At 38.2% G+C, this 16,624-nt stretch carries 15 protein-coding genes; 7 read left to right on the top strand and 8 right to left on the bottom strand.

All coding sequences use genetic code 11. The features are described from left to right. Positions 1-21: 21 nt before the first annotated feature. The 3 genes from QUE72_RS14310 to QUE72_RS14320 form a co-directional block, all read right to left on the bottom strand. Positions 22-636, bottom strand: a complete 615-nt coding sequence (locus QUE72_RS14310; RefSeq protein WP_286269736.1) for a c-type cytochrome — start codon at positions 634-636, stop codon at positions 22-24. Positions 637-803: 167 nt separating this feature from the next. Further along, positions 804-1,859 (bottom strand): helix-turn-helix domain-containing protein, encoded by a 1,056-nt coding sequence (locus QUE72_RS14315; protein ID WP_286269738.1) that lies wholly within the window; start codon positions 1,857-1,859, stop codon positions 804-806. Positions 1,860-1,986: 127 nt separating this feature from the next. Continuing rightward, entirely contained in the window at positions 1,987-4,596 is a 2,610-nt protein-coding gene (locus tag QUE72_RS14320) for a TonB-dependent receptor (protein WP_286269739.1), read from the bottom strand. Positions 4,597-4,926: 330 nt separating this feature from the next. Here QUE72_RS14320 and QUE72_RS14325 point away from each other — a divergent pair, with 330 nt between their 5' ends. From QUE72_RS14325 to QUE72_RS14335, 3 genes are read left to right on the top strand one after another with little or no spacing between them, the layout of a single operon-like run. Then, positions 4,927-6,354: a DNA-3-methyladenine glycosylase 2 family protein gene (locus QUE72_RS14325; protein ID WP_286269741.1), complete on the top strand. Its 1,428-nt coding sequence runs from the start codon at positions 4,927-4,929 to the stop codon at positions 6,352-6,354. Between the two features lie 5 nt (positions 6,355-6,359). After that, positions 6,360-6,830, top strand: a complete 471-nt coding sequence (locus QUE72_RS14330) for a methylated-DNA--[protein]-cysteine S-methyltransferase (protein ID WP_074499147.1) — start codon at positions 6,360-6,362, stop codon at positions 6,828-6,830. A 50-nt stretch (positions 6,831-6,880) separates the two neighbouring features. Then, positions 6,881-7,264, top strand: a complete 384-nt coding sequence (locus QUE72_RS14335; protein ID WP_286269742.1) for a hypothetical protein — start codon at positions 6,881-6,883, stop codon at positions 7,262-7,264. A 63-nt stretch (positions 7,265-7,327) separates the two neighbouring features. Here the strand turns inward: QUE72_RS14335 and trmB are convergent, their stop codons facing one another. Then, positions 7,328-8,050 carry a tRNA (guanosine(46)-N7)-methyltransferase TrmB gene (gene trmB / locus QUE72_RS14340; protein WP_074499149.1) on the bottom strand — a complete coding sequence of 241 codons (723 nt, stop codon included), beginning with the start codon at positions 8,048-8,050 and terminating at the stop codon, positions 7,328-7,330. 158 nt (positions 8,051-8,208) lie between these two features. Here trmB and QUE72_RS14345 point away from each other — a divergent pair, with 158 nt between their 5' ends. Beyond that, positions 8,209-10,158 (top strand): methyl-accepting chemotaxis protein, encoded by a 1,950-nt coding sequence (locus QUE72_RS14345; RefSeq protein ID WP_286269743.1) that lies wholly within the window; start codon positions 8,209-8,211, stop codon positions 10,156-10,158. Positions 10,159-10,167: 9 nt separating this feature from the next. Next, entirely contained in the window at positions 10,168-10,875 is a 708-nt protein-coding gene (locus tag QUE72_RS14350; protein WP_074499151.1) for an outer membrane protein OmpK, read from the top strand. Between the two features lie 32 nt (positions 10,876-10,907). Here the strand turns inward: QUE72_RS14350 and QUE72_RS14355 are convergent, their stop codons facing one another. Then, positions 10,908-11,246 (bottom strand): 50S ribosome-binding protein YggL, encoded by a 339-nt coding sequence (locus QUE72_RS14355; RefSeq protein ID WP_286269745.1) that lies wholly within the window; start codon positions 11,244-11,246, stop codon positions 10,908-10,910. Between the two features lie 139 nt (positions 11,247-11,385). Between QUE72_RS14355 and mutY the strand changes: the two genes are divergently transcribed. After that, a complete protein-coding gene (mutY, locus tag QUE72_RS14360) occupies positions 11,386-12,480 on the top strand; it encodes an A/G-specific adenine glycosylase (RefSeq protein WP_286272989.1) in 1,095 nt (364 codons plus the stop codon). A gap of 88 nt (positions 12,481-12,568) precedes the next feature. Then, positions 12,569-12,973: a VOC family protein gene (locus QUE72_RS14365; protein ID WP_286269746.1), complete on the top strand. Its 405-nt coding sequence runs from the start codon at positions 12,569-12,571 to the stop codon at positions 12,971-12,973. Between the two features lie 100 nt (positions 12,974-13,073). Here the strand turns inward: QUE72_RS14365 and QUE72_RS14370 are convergent, their stop codons facing one another. The 3 genes from QUE72_RS14370 to QUE72_RS14380 form a co-directional block, all read right to left on the bottom strand. Continuing rightward, a complete protein-coding gene (locus QUE72_RS14370; protein ID WP_286269747.1) occupies positions 13,074-14,369 on the bottom strand; it encodes a sensor histidine kinase in 1,296 nt (431 codons plus the stop codon). Next, a complete protein-coding gene (locus tag QUE72_RS14375; protein WP_286269748.1) occupies positions 14,369-15,703 on the bottom strand; it encodes a sigma-54-dependent transcriptional regulator in 1,335 nt (444 codons plus the stop codon). Before QUE72_RS14375 ends, QUE72_RS14370 begins: the two co-directional genes overlap by 1 nt. A gap of 77 nt (positions 15,704-15,780) precedes the next feature. Then, complete coding sequence (locus tag QUE72_RS14380) at positions 15,781-16,575, bottom strand: trypsin-like serine protease (protein ID WP_074499156.1); 795 nt, start codon at positions 16,573-16,575, stop codon at positions 15,781-15,783. Positions 16,576-16,624 lie beyond the last annotated feature (49 nt).

Here is a 16,624-nt window from a genome sequence, read left to right on the forward strand (position 1 = left end):
CACAACGTTGGTTCATCATGGTTATTGCTGACTAATAAAGAACAAAATATCATTCAGCTCTTTTTCATTGACTGTTTTTGCCATCATAGCCATTTGGCGACCCAGCTTGTCATCAGCATGAGTACCGCGAACGTCTGAACTAAAGTTACGCATTTGTTTTGATAGATATGAACTATGTTGCCCTGCTAACTTGGGGGCATTAAACGATTTATTACCTTGTGCTTGTCCGCCATGACATGCCCCACATTTTGCATGATAATATCGGCTGCCATTTTTTAAATCGCCTGATAATTTTGATACCGCTTTTACTTGAGGTAAGTTAGCAATATAGTACGCTAATGCAGGAACGTCCTTGTTCAAATCTAGCTGTTTACTGATCATCACCATTTGCTGACCAGACACGTCTTCTGGATGCTGGCCACGCTTTCCTGACGCATAATTATTTAGTTGCCGAGTAATATAACTTTCAGACAAGCCGGCAATGGCTGGCGATGAAAGTGCAGTATTACCTTGGCCATTATCACCATGACAAGCAATACATTGCAGATAAGTAGCGGGAGCTTCATCTGCTGTTGATGTTGGAACAATTGCTGTTGAAAGTAGCCCTAAACTTAACACTTTAAAAAAAGATAACACGCGCATCCAACCCAATAGTCATTAATAATTGTCTTTACTATAGGGATGAAGGGCTATGGAGTCTGACGAAATATGAAAAAAAGCTGAGTGATTCTAAAATGGGTACACGAAATATTAAAAAACCATCGTAACAAACTGTAATTTAATGTATTTTATTTTAGTGTATTTTACGTTGGTTCATTATTTAATACGTATTTTTTACGATATTCAGTTGGTGTCATGCCATGTTTTATCTTAAAAGCTTTGTTAAATGAGCTTAAACTTCTAAAGCCACTTTCCAACGCTAGGGTTAAAACTGGCGTTGTTTTAAAGTCGTTTTGAGTGAGTTGCTCACTCACCTCTGCAATGCGATAGTAGTTCAAAAAATCATTAAAATTACGATAACACAATTCACCGTTGATCAAATTTCTGAGTTTATATTCATGTATTGATAAATGCTTCGATAAACCCGCTATGGTTAAACCATCTTGTCGGTATAATTTATCTTGTTCCATTGATTGGAGAATTTTTTGAATCTCCTTAGATTCTACCGACACCTTTCTCTGTATACTTACCGGCTTTTCGGGGATATCAAAGAGACTGGCGCTTTTTAACTGGAAAAGAACATAATTAACAGCGGTTGTTAACATAGCAAGCAATAACCCTTTAAAATACGCTAGCCCTTGCCACTCAATCTGTAATAACTGCTCTAAAATGATCACCATAATGATATAAAAGCCAGCTGCCGTAATAACACCGCCACGAATATATCGTCGGTCTTGTACTAAGTCGTTTCGCCATTGAACGGCAGAAATGAATAATGCATGACCAATGAGTACAAGTTCTAACAGTAAAGCACCATATTTTATTAAACCATGAATCGCTTCATATTGGCTTAATGAAACAGCAAAGAGTAACTCAAAAAGCTTAGCGGTTAACGGTACTGCAAGTGTTAAGGATGCAACTACATATTGCCAAGGTTTGATAAATTTTTGCTCGCCAAAAACACTAATGCTAACCAACCAAAAAACCCCCGGCAGCGCATTGCCTCCCATATGCCCTAGCCACCATAGCAAGGTATTATTTTCAACTGAAGCATAGACAGTACTTAACAAGTAACCGCTGCCGCAGAACATCAGTAAGATAAAGAGTTTAATCGGTGTGCTGCGATGACAAGTAGCAGATAATAACAATGCACACATAAGCATTTGTGTTAGCGCAACATGAAAAAAAAATGTGGTCATGGAAGATTGTCTATTTGTTTTTCTACAGTCTAATCAGTAATTAACTGAATGAAAAGCTTTGTTATTTAAATACTAAAAAGCCGCATAGACAAACTATGCGGCGATAAAAAACGTGTTATTTAGTTGGTTAAAATGAGTATTTAAAATCAACACCTGCCTCTAAACCGCGGTTAATTCGCCCCTGAGGTGTGCCAAGTACATCAGCAGTTAAACCACCGATACTTAACATGTAACGATTATCAAGCAAGTTTTTCCCCCATAAACCAACTTCATAAGTATCACTTGCATCAGACCAAGAAACTCGGGCATTGAGGAGCTCTTCATCTTCAAAATATTCATCAACAGCTAACTTATAACTTTCAAGACCGGCAATATCTTTGTTGTTGTTCTCTCTAAAGACATAATCAACATGAAGATTCGTATGGCCAGTGCCTAAGTCAGGCATCCAGTTAAAGGTAAAAGTATAGTTTTTTGCCGCTTTTGATGATGTTTTAGTCGCAGCTACTAATTCTCCTTCACCATTATAAAAATCAGGTGAAGCATTTTCAGTAGAGCGAATTTCTGTCACCATGCCAAACTGCACAGAATCAGACATTTTCCATCGAAGATCTGCTTCAAAGCCTTTTATTTTTCTATCTTCGTTAATAATGGTCGGTATCGCTTGAGTACTTCCAGGCGCTTTTGAATCTATAGAACGTTGTAAGTTATCAAGTTCTAAATAGTAAGCACTTAAATTAGCAATAAAACTTCCGCCTAATACCGCTTTGTAGCCCACTTCCATATTCGTCGTATCTTCGGGTGCAAACGCAGACGAGCTCGGCGCTAATGAGTCAAAGCCACCGGATTTATAGCCAGTAGAATACGAAGCAAAAATCATTTGATCATCATCTAACTGATAACTTGTCACCAAACGACCCGTCACTTTGTCCCATTCGTCAGATGCAGCAAGGTCTACCTTTGGAAAAACTAAATTTCCTACGCCAGGGCGAACCGCGTTAAAGCTATTTTGTGGAATTAGCCATGTGAAGTCTTTCTTATCTTTTGAATACCGTAAACCAGCGATAATACTCCACTTGTCATTAATTTTATAATCAACATCAGCAAACACACCCCAATTTGTGAAATCACCCGTATTATTTACGGTTTCTTCCCAAAATTGTCCTCCCAACCCTGGGCCAAATATTTCAGGAAAACCTAATTGCATCGCTACAATGTCATAGGTTACATCGCCGGTTAGCGCAACAACTTCAGGTGTTAACGGCATGCCCGCCATACCAATAGCAGCCATAATATCATCAGCAAAACCTAAAGCATTTAACGCACCTGACCATTCATTTGTATTCCAAATATGGCTCATTGGAAAGCCTGAAAGTGCATATAAACTATCAACTGCACCGGCAAATGTAACTCCAGGGCCAAATGCAGCTTCCGCATGTGCGTCGGTATTACCGCCAATCATCGAAACAAGTTCTTCAGCTACGCCGCCTTTAATAAAAGTATTTACCTCTCCAGTTACTAGACGTGCCGCAGTATCTGTTGTCATGTTCAGCTCTGTAGTCTGGTGTACTTTTTCTTTTGAATAAGAAAAACCCGCAACTGCATTAATGTTATCGGATATATAATTGACTTGTAATTCATTATAAAAAATGTCTGAGTCTTCATTGTTTGAGGTATCAAAATATCGGGTATTATCGCCTGTACCATCTTCATCTTGGCGGTTTTCAGTTTCCCAGTCACGAAATGCCATGACATATTTCATCGACCAATGCTGGTCAAATTCATGCATTAGCTTTGCGGTTACACCGTACATGTCACGCGCTTCTATTCCGTTACGTACGTCATTCTCTGCTTTTGATGAAAACGGAGTTTTCCCTTGATTATAAGCATATTCACTGACACCTACAGCCATAGGAGGGCCTTGTTCTAAATCATCCCAATCGTAAGCAATTTGAAAACTAGTAACAGATGATATATCCCACAATAATGACACACGCGCTGCACGATGGTTTTGCTCACCGAGATCCCATATTTTATGATTATCATTCCAATCGGGTTTAGCAACATTTTTCACCATGCCATCTTGTGAAACATCTAAAATATTGGCACGTAAATATATACTGTCACTAAGGGTGATATTAGCCATACCTTCAAATTTTTGTAAGTTATCGGTACCTAAGGTTGCTTTTACAAAGCCCTCGTTTTCATCTCTTGGTGATTTAGGCACCATATTCACCACACCCATCGCTGCATTTCTACCGAACAACGTTCCTTGTGGGCCTTTTAATACTTCAATACGCTCCATATCAGAAAACAGTACATTCTGTGCCGCCCTCGGCATATACACATCATCATAAAATGTAGCAGTAGAAGGATCACCACCAACACTAATATTCGGACTTGAAATGCCGCGCATGGTAATACCTGCTTGCGTCATATTGCTATCGGAAAAATCAAATCCTGGAATAAATTTATCTACCTCTGATAAAAGAACTGAGCCAGACTCTTTAATGAGTTTTTCACTTATCGTGCCCACTGTTACAGGTACTTTTAAGATGTTTTGTACTCTTTTTTGCGCATTTACCGTTACCACTTCAATATCACTGGTGTCGGCTTTTTCTTGCTGTGCAAAACCTGCTGTTGTAATAAAGAATGTGGAAGCTACTGCGGTTGCAATTAAGCTTCTACTCGTTTTGATTCTATTATTACTATTTTTTGCGGCTCGATTAAGTTGGCCCATGTTGTTGCTCTCCCCTTTGTTACCATTTATTGGTAATTTTCATCAACATCATTTGTTGTCATTTTTTTTATTGTCTCTTTGACTATATGGCCACAATCATTCAAAAGCTTATCAAAAGATAAAAAACACTGACGAATAATTAAAAACGCCTGAGTCATTCTTTAAAATAACGCGTTTAAGTGAGCCTTGTTAATATTGCAGTTAAAATACCCTACAAAAATTGCTATTAACTTTTACGCAATCTTTTTTTACATTGATGTCCGATTATCGCGAGAAAATCCTTTATGATGCGATATGCTTATTCGAAAGATTTTATAAGGCTTAAACATTTTGGCGCTAGATATTCATACCTGTGAACAGGCTCGGTTAAGCAGAGATGCTAGGTTTGATGGCAAGTTTTATACTGCCGTACTAACCACAGGTATTTTTTGTCGGCCTATTTGCCCAGCAAGGCCCCCAAAACCAGAAAATGTGAAATATTACCTCAGCGCTGAACAAGCTCAACAGCAAGGCTTTACACCTTGCAAACGCTGTTTTCCTGAATTAGCCCCTAGTCATGCACTTCCTAGCCATTTAAATAAATTACTCATTACCTTTGACTATCACGAAGATAATTTAACCTCATTAGCAGAAAAATTTAACATTAGCACGCGACAATTACACCGATTATTCAAACAACATTTAGGTATATCACCTAGTGAATACTTTCAACATCAACGCTTGTTATTAGCAAGAAAATTGATAAAAACAACACAGTTATCGCTAAGTGATATAGGCTTTGCTAGTGGGTTTAAAAGCATACGTCGTTTTAATGAAGCAATAAAACAGCAATATGGTTGTACCCCAAACTCATTGCGACAACGAATAGAAACACCGTCAACTAAAAGCATTGAAATTTTATTACCTTATCGTCCGCCATTTGATTGGTCATTAATGCTCTCTTTTTTTCAACAGAGGCAGGTAATAGGTATGGAACATGTTACAAGCAGTATTTACGCAAGAAATATTACCATCGACCAATGCACCGGCTGGCTCAAAGTTTCGCACCATAAACACAAGCATGCGCTCACTTTACAAGTATCATTGTCTGATTATCGTTACCTAAACGAAGTCATTCAGCGCGTACGTAAAATGTTTGATTTAGATGCTGATATGACTTTGATCCACGATGCATTAATTAAAACGCCTGTACTTGCTAAAATGGTTGCAATGTCACCGGGTCTCCGCCTGCCTGGATGTTGGGATATTTTAGAGTTTTCAATTCGAGCCATTTTAGGGCAACAAGTATCAGTAAAAGCAGCCACTACGTTAGCCATGAGAATTGTTAAACAATACGGTGATTACAATACAGAATTAGCCGAAGAAATTGCATACAGCTTTCCTTCTCTTACCGTGTTAAAGCATGCAGATTTTAACGATATAGGATTAACCCAATCACGTAAAAACACGTTGTATACTTGGCTACAGTTTTTTGAAAACAACAAAGAAGTCTTTAATACCTATCAATCTATTGAAACACTAGAAAAGCAACTATGCACGTTAAAAGGGATTGGACCTTGGACCGTTAATTATATTGCCATGCGTGGCTTAAGTGATCCAGATGCATTTCCTAGTGCTGATTTAGGTATTATCAAGGCATTAACTCACCAACAACAAAAACCCAGTAATAAGGCAATATTAGCAATTGCAGAGTCATGGCGACCTTGGCGTGCCTATGCCGCTATATACCTATGGCATTCTTTGGCTAAAAAGGATTAATCGATATGTACTATACAAGAACACAATCACCATTAGGTGAAATTCTGCTTACCGCATCAACACAGGGGTTAACGGGTTTGTACTTTACAGAAGGAAATGCAGCTTCAATTGATATCGGTACCCATGAAGAAAATACCGACCATTTTGAGCAATCACTGACACAACTCAGAGAATATTTTTCAGGCGAAAGAAAAACTTTTGATTTAACACTTGCACCAAATGGTACCAACTTTCAACAACAAGTATGGCAAACACTTTGCACTATACCCTGCGGTGAAACAAAATCTTATCGTTGGCTAGCAGAACAAATACAAAACCCCAAAGCTGTGCGCGCTGTGGGAGGTGCTAATGGAAAAAACCCCATTGCGCTCATTATTCCTTGTCATCGCGTTATTGGTAGCAATGGTTCATTAACCGGGTATGCCGGTGGTTTATCATTGAAAGAAAAGTTACTTAAATTTGAGGGTGCTATTTAACTAAAAATGATTTACCTTAACGCCATGAATTAGCAGTACCTGATTTTTTGATGGAATTAATCGTAATTATTGCCGTGTTAGCAATTAGCTGGATGGCCTGGCAACTATGGCGTGCAAAACAATTCAACGCCTTTAAGCGCGTTATATTCTCTGAATTCAAACCGCTTGTTTTGGCGCACATTGAACAGCAATTAACCGAGCAACGCTCAAGCCTTTATCCAAATAATGCTATTCATATTCAAGCTGCTCAAGAGTATTGGATCAAATACGCCAGCCGTATTTTACAGTATGCACTCACTGAAGAATTAATTACGGAGCAACAATTGAAAAAGCAAGGGTGGTATCGCTTCTGTCAGCACTTATTTCATATAGAAGCTTGTCACATGCATGTTTATCAATCATGTTCCGAACCACCAAACACCGAGACAAATTAATGACACTCTTAGCTGATGTATAGCGGCACTCAATAACTGCCGCTTTATTATAATCAGATAAAATTAAGTTCGCTCGAACTGTAAATCCCATACGCCATGACCTAAACGATGTCCTCGTTGTTCAAACTTTGTTAACGGACGATTGTCAGGACGGGGGATATAATCATCTGTTGCAGATAAATTCTTATAACCAGGTGACGATTGCATATCTTCTAACATACATTCTGCATAGTTTTCCCAATCAGTTGCCATATGAAAAACGCCACCAATTTTAAGTTTCTGGCGAATTGTTTCAACAAACTCAGGAGAGACAATACGTCTTTTATGATGCTTTTTCTTATGCCAAGGATCAGGGAAAAATAGCTGAACCGTTGACAGCGATTCATCAGGAATACAGTCGGCTAGAATTTCAATTGCATCATGTTGGTACACTCTTAAGTTTGTTACCTCTTGCTCTTTCGCAAGCGCAATACATGCACCAACCCCCGGACGATGAACTTCTACACCAATGAAGTTTAACGACGGCGCATTTTTTGCCATTTCAACTAATGAAGTGCCCATGCCAAAGCCAATTTCTAAAACAACAGGATTGTTATTACCAAACACAGTTTCAAAAGATAATAAACCGTCTTCATAATTTAAGCCCATCTCTTGCCAGTACAATTCTAGCGCCGCTGCTTGGCCTTTTGTTAAACGCCCTTCACGCTTTACAAAACTACGTACTTTGCGAATATATTTACCTTCTTGTTCGGCTTGTTCAACAGTCTTATGGGTTCTTTCTGTCATAACGAATTTTCTTTGGTCACGCTAAAATTAAGGGCGCATATTATCTACGTTTATCCATTTAAACACAAATAGCTTTATTTTATTTTACCACTGAAGGTGAAATTTTCTTTTTTTCGGCAATACTTAAAGAATAACAATAACTTCTTAGAGTTTTTACAATGAACACCTCTCATTGGCTACGTAACGTATCTATTAGACGATTGCTTATTGCTGTGATAACCCTATCATTGATCACCTTGTCACTACTGAGCATTTCATTAAACAATTATATTTTTAGTCACCTTTTTCAAGAAAATATTGAACAGGATTTATTACCCAATCAACTTGCAAAAGTTAAATACAGAATTAGAGAGCAATTAAGTACACCTTTAACGCTATCGAAATCAATCAGTCAAAACCGGTTTATGCTCGATTGGGCCCTTAATGGCGAATCAGAAGAACAACAACAAAACGTTATTGATTATTTATCACATTTACAAAAAGAAAATAACGCATTAACTGTTTTTTGGGTGTCTAACATCAGTCAAAATTATTACACTCATCAAGGTATTTCTCGACAAGTAAGCCGCCAAGATGACCCATGGTTTTATCAATTCTTACAAAGTGATGCACCTTTTGAAGTTTCATTTGATGTGGAAAAAGGCACAACAAAACTAACCGCATTTATAAATTACCGTGTTAACTACCAAGGGAAAAACATTGCCATTGCTGGTTTAGGTTACGGTGTTGATGAAATAAGTGCTGCCATTTTATCCAATAAAATTGGTAAAAGTGGTTATGTTTTCGTCACCGATAATCAAGGTAATGTCATTATTCATCCAAAATTATCATCGTTGTCACAACGTAATCTAAGTCGTTTTGATGGCTTTAATAACAAAGCAAGTAAGTTACTAAACAACAATGACAATTATGTTTTTGATACCGTTGAGCATCAAGGTGAAGAATATTACGTTGCAAGTGTTGGACTATCAGAGCTCAATTGGAAAATTGTTGCTATGCTGCCGCGGTCTGAGCCATTATCAAAAGTACACTCAGCATTAACAAAAACGGCCCTGCTAAATCTTATTATTGTCGCTGTTTTTATCTTTCTCATGGTACTACTTGCTAAAAGGCTCACCAAGCCGATCGTTGAAATTAGTCAGCGACTTCTAGAAATGGCAGGAAAAGGCGGTGACTTAACACAAAAACTTGATGATGAACGTGGTGATGAGCTTGGCCAACTCGCAAAAGGGTTTAACGCAATATTAAGCAAAGTGCGTGAAATCATGATAGAAATTAAACACACCGAACGTATTATGACCTCTTCATTTAATCAATTAAATGAAATGGCAAACAATGTTAACCAATTAGTCATTAATCAACAATCTGAATCAGACTCAGTTGCTACCGCAACCAATGAAATGAGCCATAGTATTCAGGAAGTCAGTGAACTTGCGACCAACACGGCAACCAAAACCGAAGGCTCTGAGCAACAAATAAATTTTTCTAACCATCAAATTGAAGATACCAGCCAAGTGATGCTCAAGTTACAAAAAAGTAATCTGAGTACCCAAGAAAAAATCACCCAATTAGCCGATCAAACACAAATGATAAGCTCTGTGGTTGATACCATTAGTAGTATATCTGAACAGACAAACTTACTTGCGTTAAATGCAGCTATTGAAGCTGCACGCGCAGGTGAACAAGGTCGAGGTTTTGCCGTTGTTGCCGATGAAGTACGAACACTTGCGGGTAGAACGCAAAGCTCAACACAAGAAATAAACGATGTTATCCAGCGATTACAACATCAAGCTAATGAAACTGTAACGGCTATGAAAGCTAATACTTCGTTAGTTAGTGAAGGTTTAGAGAAAACCAACGAGGCCAAAAAAGTACTCGGCGAGGTTGTAATTGATATCAATGAAATAACGGCAATGAACACGCAAGTTGCTACCGCAACGCAAGAACAATCAAGCGTTATTAATGAACTTAATGAAAATGTTACTAGAATCGCCGATATGGCAACAGAAATCTCAAGCTTATCCAATACAACAGCAGATATCATTAATGAATTAGATCATCAAAAGCGTCAGCTTGAGCAATTAGTTGCTCAATTTAAAACCGAATAGGAATGAAGTATGAAGCAACTCTTTACATTTACCCATAACTTAATCAAATCAACTGTTCTTTTTGCTGTATTAACTTCCGCGCAATCCAGTGCGGATACTCTATGGTCAGATTACAGCGTAACCTTACTTAAGGGTAATAATTATGAAGTTGGCGATAACGACCGTACCGTGTTTACGTTTGAGCATGCTGCTGGTTACAGTTGGGGCGATAGTTTTCTATTTGTCGATAGATTACATTCAAATAATGGCGACCGTGAAACCTATATAGAAATATCACCACGGTTTCAAATATCTTCCTACCACAACACGCTCTTTGAAAATATCTATATAGCAACTACTGCCGAAGTTGGAGATGGTTTCACTAATTATCTAGTTGGCGTTGGCACCAACCTTAAGGTACCTAATTTTTTATTTTTTAAAACTAACATTTACCATAAAAATAACGATTTAGGTGATAATGCGGTACAAACAACCCTGAGCTGGGCCGTACCAATTGGCCCTTTGATGTACGATGGTTTTTTAGATTATGTTACCGCTACCGATGACGCCAATGCACAAATGAATTTTACCTCACAGCTAAAGTATGACTTAGCGCCAGCACTAAACATTAAATCTAAACTCTACGTAGGCATTGAATATGTACACTGGGATAATAAGTTTGGCATTAAAGGTGTTGACGAGCGAAATGTTAATTTACTTGTAAAATATCACTTCTAACACTCACTCATCAATTTGGTGGGTGTTGCGTACTATTCAGCCCACCAAACATCGTATAACTCACTTACAGAAACGGAAACCGCGCCATTTTCTTTAAGCCATTTTTCAACGGCTTCTCTATCGGCGTCTGTACAGCTACCAAGCTTTTCTGTACACACTAAACCGTGCCAAATGGTATCACCTTCACCACCAAAACCTAGGTTATTTGGCTGAATTACTTCTACGAAGAATTTATCAAGAAAGTTATCAACGCCTTCTGAATCAGTGTCTTCAGGTAATTTCCACGCCACATCAAAACCAAACTCTTTGAATTCGTCAACGCGAAGTTTTTTTCTCAACCTTCTTGAGCGGTTTTTTGCTTGAAATTTCATAATATTCCTTAATACGTATTTTGCCGCCAAATATAGTGGCTGAGTAGTAAAATGTCTACCGAAGTTGATAAATAGTCATTCGAGCATCATGCATAAAATTGCTGGCATTAACAGTAAATTTCGCTACACTGACGCTCCTATGACACAAAGCATTAGTATTTCATCAAAATCAGCAACAGGTTTCAGTGAAGCCGTTGTTAACTGGTATCATCAGCAAGGTAGAAAACATTTGCCTTGGCAGCAGAACAAAACGCCGTATAGGGTTTGGATTTCTGAGATCATGCTACAACAAACGCAAGTTGCAACTGTTATTCCCTATTATCAGCGTTTTATGGAAAGTTTTCCTAATATCACTGCCTTAGCGAATGCAGAGCAAGATCTCGTTCTACATCATTGGACTGGCTTAGGTTATTATGCTCGCGCAAGAAACCTGCATAAAGCAGCGCAAATCATGCGAGATGAATACCACGGTGAATTTCCACAAATTATCGAACAAGTAGTAGCACTGCCAGGCATTGGTCGCTCCACGGCTGGAGCAATATTAAGTTTAGCATTAAAGCAGCACCACCCGATACTTGATGGAAACGTTAAACGTGTGCTATCACGTCATTACATGGTTGAAGGTTACAATGGCCAAAGTAAATACGAAAAAACACTATGGCCGATTGCCGAAACGTTAACGCCAGCAAAACAGGTTGATGCTTTTAACCAAGCAATGATGGACTTGGGCGCAACCCTTTGCACCCGCTCTAAACCAGATTGTACCAACTGCCCAATCACAACGACTTGTTTAGCCAACGCTAGTAACGAACAACAGCATTTCCCACAAAAAAAACCTAAAAAGAAAGTACCTGAAAAATCTGTCATTATGCTAATTTTAAAGCAAGGTGATAACGTACTGATGATAAAACGCCCTCCCAGCGGAATTTGGGGCGGTTTATATGGTTTTCCAGAAACAACAACGATAGAAAATATTGATAACGACTTAGTAAACTTAGGCATAAAAGATGTTGAACAACGCACACTTACTGCTTTTCGTCATACGTTTAGTCATTTTCATTTAGATATCACGCCAATTTTAATCGAGTGCCACCCTGAACAGCGTGAATTACGTATTTCGGAAAGGGAATCTCATTTATGGTACAACATAGCAAGTCGTGACACCGTAGGTTTAGCTGCTGCTAGTTGTAAAATACTTGATGAAGTTCGTGAACTATACCATGCTTTAACCTAAGCTAATTTTTACTAACGCTTTGTTTACAGCACGTTAAATAGCGATTAAATTAATCTTTCAGCTCGGAGTGTATACAGGCACTACTAACATGTTAAAAATAAAAGCGATTGATCACATTGTTCTACGTACTAACAAACTTGATGAAATGTTAAATTTTTATTGTCAGGTACTTGGATGTCATATAGAACGCGAAACCGAAGATAGCTTAGGATTAACGCAGTTACGTGCAGGCAATGCATTAATTGATATCGTTACTATTGATAGTGAGTTGGGACAAATGGGTGGAGCAGCTCCATCTGATAGCGGCATTAACGTTGACCATTTTTGCTTACAACTTGAATTGATCAGCGAACAAGATATAGCACAACACCTTAAAAATCATCATATACCTTTTAATGGCTTTGAACGCCGTTACGGCGCACAGGGTTATGGCCAATCTGTATATATTAAAGATCCACAAGGTAATACGGTTGAGCTTCGCTCTACTCAATAACAATTTTGAATAACAATGACTTATTATCCTTAAAGTTTTTCTGTTTACAATTTCAAATCCACTGTTAAATGAACAAGATTATTGGTGACTCACATTTACTTTACCTTGGAATAACCACTGATACCGCAAGGCCTCCACCAATACGGTTATGCAAAGAAATTTTACCATCGTGTGCTTCTACAATTTCTCGGCAAAGCGCTAGCCCTAAACCAGTTCCAGACTGTTTAGTAGAATAAAAGGGGATCAAAGCATTGGTTAATACTTGTTCTGACATACCTGCGCCACGATCTTTAACTTCAAATATTGCTTGTTGACTTGTCACCGTTATTTCTAAAGATACTTGCGACAGCGCAGAGCCTGACTCTTGTGCGTTTTTAATCAAGTTGATCATCACTTGTTCTAACTGGCTTGGATCAAACATGATTTCAACATTGGCAATTTTTTCTGGCACATTAAACTCCAGCTGTGTGCGAAGCTGTGCAACAAAGGCATTAATATTGATGGCTTCAAGCCGAGGCGTAGGAAGTTTTGCAAACTTTGCATAGCCACTAATGAAGCTATTTAAGTGATCAATGCGTTCTTTAATCGTTTCAAAAATTAGGGGTAACTTATTATCTTGATATTTCTTCGCAATCAATTGGCCTGAGTGCGTAACAGAAGAAATAGGCGCTAATGAATTATTAAGTTCATGGCTGATCACTCTGATCACTTTTTTCCATACTGCAACTTCCTGTCGATTTAATTCGCGTGTCATTTGTTTTAATAAAAATAACTGATGCTTTTTATTGTTTAGCAAAAAGTCGCCTCGCGATAAATGCCAGGTTTCGCTATTGTCTTGTTCTTCAATGACAAATAAACCATCTTGATGTTCAGTTATCGCTTGGCATAACGTTTCAGGCCAGTGTTTCATTAACTGTGTTAATTGTTCACCCTCCATGCGCTTACCTTGATTCAAAAAATGACGCGTCTCACTGTTTGAATAAACAAAATAATCATCATCATCAACCAAAAACATCATAATAGGAGAGCTTTCTATTACTTTATCTAACAACAACTCTCGTTGATAAATACTTTGCTTTTCTGCACGCAATTTATCTGCAACATCATTATACAAGTAACATAATTGGCTTAGTTCATCACTACCTGTAATAGCTAAACTATTCGAAAATTCATTATCTTTAAAATTCAACAACCCTGCTTCTAATGCCACAAGTTTGTTTTCAATAAAGGTGAAAAAATATTGCACGATAGCGATAACAAAAACACTACTAAACGCTAAAATTAATAACAGTAATAGCCAATCATGCGTTGATAAAAATAAGAATAAAAGACTATTAGATAGCCAAGTAGCGCCTAACGCCGTTATTAATAACCGCCCTTTTAAGGTATTAACCATTACTTATTAATCCCAAACTTTTCCATTCGACGGTAAAAAGCCTGTCGACTTAATCCTAGCGACTTAGCCGCGCGACTGATAACACCCTGGTTATCCATAATCGCTTGTTCAACCATGTGTTGAGTGATGACATCTTCTGTTTGATGTGATGATTGCATGACATCGTTATTTAGACCAAAATCTTCTGGCTGCCACTCTGATGATTTAGACAACAACATGGCTCGCTGACAGGCATTTTCAAGCTCACGTACATTTCCAGGCCAAGGGTGTGCTTCAAGTACATGCGCGGTTATTTTAGGCATCGCTTTACTATTCTGGGTAAAGTGCTCCACTAAAGGAAGAATATCGTCAGTACGTTGATTTAATACTGGTAGTTCAAGACCAATGACATTGAGGCGATAAAATAAATCTTCACGAAAAGTACCTTGTTTAATGTCGTGAGCAAGATTTGCATTTGTTGCACTCACAACCCTGACATCAACTTTTATCGTTTCATGGCTACCTAAACGTTCAAACTCGCCAGTTTGTAATACACGCAATAACTTAATTTGCCCTGAAAGCGATAAATTACCTATTTCATCTAAAAAGAGTGTGCCGCCATCGGCAGCTTCGAAGCGCCCTATACGACGCTTGTTGGCGCCCGTATAGGCACCAGCTTCGGCACCAAATAATTCAGCTTCCATCAAATCAATTGGCAACGCACCAACATTAACTTTAATAAAAGGCTTTGCCGCGCGAAAGGAGTTTGCATGAATGATATCAGCAATTTTTTCTTTGCCTGCACCGTTTGGACCAGTAATTAAGACACTAACGTCTGATTTAGCAACCTGAACACTCATATCCACTAAACGTTGCATATTGGTACTTTTAAAAATTAAGCCACATAAATTAGCCTCACTTAAATGCGTTTCGCGCTCTCTATTTTGATTGATCAGCGTTTGAGACGTCTGTCTCACTTCATATAACTCTATTAAATTATTGATGGTGATGAGTAACTTTTCATCATCCCACGGTTTTGCAAGATAGTCTGCTGCCCCATGCTTAACAAGCTCTATTGCTGTCGTTAAGTCTGTCCATGCGGTAAGCAAAATGATCGGTAAATCAGGCAGCATTTCACGCATTTGATAAAAAGCCTGTTTACCTTCCTCACCACTGGTGGTGTCTTGCGTAAAGTTCATATCAAGAATAACCAGTGCAATACGCTGATAGTTAAGTATCGGCATCGCCTCAGCAGGACAACTGGCCGTAACCACTTGATAATCATGTAACTCTAATAAAATGCTTAATGCATTACAGACCGATGGATTATCATCGACTACTAATATTTTTTCCATAAATCAGCTTGTTACCTTAACTTAACTGATATCACCACAAAGGGTATCAGCCTATCAAACTCAATGATTGAAATGAATCAATTTGCTGCAATTATTGATGATATCCATGGTTGATAACTTGATACCCTCACTTGATATGACTTATGGCCATATAACCCAGCTTGAAAATCACTCAAAGGGCCGTCCACATAATCCCATGAAAACATACCTACTAACCACTCACGACCATCTTTTTTGATAATTACAGGTCCACCGCTATCTCCAGAACCATCAATTCCCTCTAACGGTAACGCTTTTTCAGGTTGGTCAAATGCTATCGCTAACCAGTAAGGTGTTACTTCCTCAATTTTATTTTCGAGTTTACGTAGCACTTTATCACGCTTGGTCTCGAAAACTGCACCGCCAATGCCATCTCCTGTAGCGCCTTTTCCGTAACCAATAACGCGCTTACCTAATTCATCTGACTTAGTATAAATAGATAACGGACTGACACTATCAACTGATGTTGATAGCTTTACCAAGGCAATATCACGATTAGCAAACTGAAAATCCATTGTGGCTTTCGTACCTTTATCCAAGGTGGACGACTCAAGCTTTCGATAATCTTTATGGATGAAAACTGATTCAATTACATACTCTTTGCCCGCAATATCAATCGTTTTACCTTGATAATCATAGAAAATCACATGTGCTACCGTTAAAACCCAGTTTGGGGCAATTAAAACCCCTTGACCTTCATGTGGCATATTGACCAAATATTGTGGTGGTTTCTTAACAACATAATCATCTGCACTTTTGTCATGCCTAATAACTACCGCGAAACTTGTAGAACAAAAAACAAGTAAGATAAACAGACACCATATTTTTTTCATTACACTTTCCTTATAATAAAAGCATTAGCAATTATGCTAATGCTTCCTT

The organism is Thalassotalea hakodatensis (assembly GCF_030295995.1).
GTDB classification, from domain to species: Bacteria; Pseudomonadota; Gammaproteobacteria; order Enterobacterales; family Alteromonadaceae; genus Thalassotalea_C; species Thalassotalea_C hakodatensis.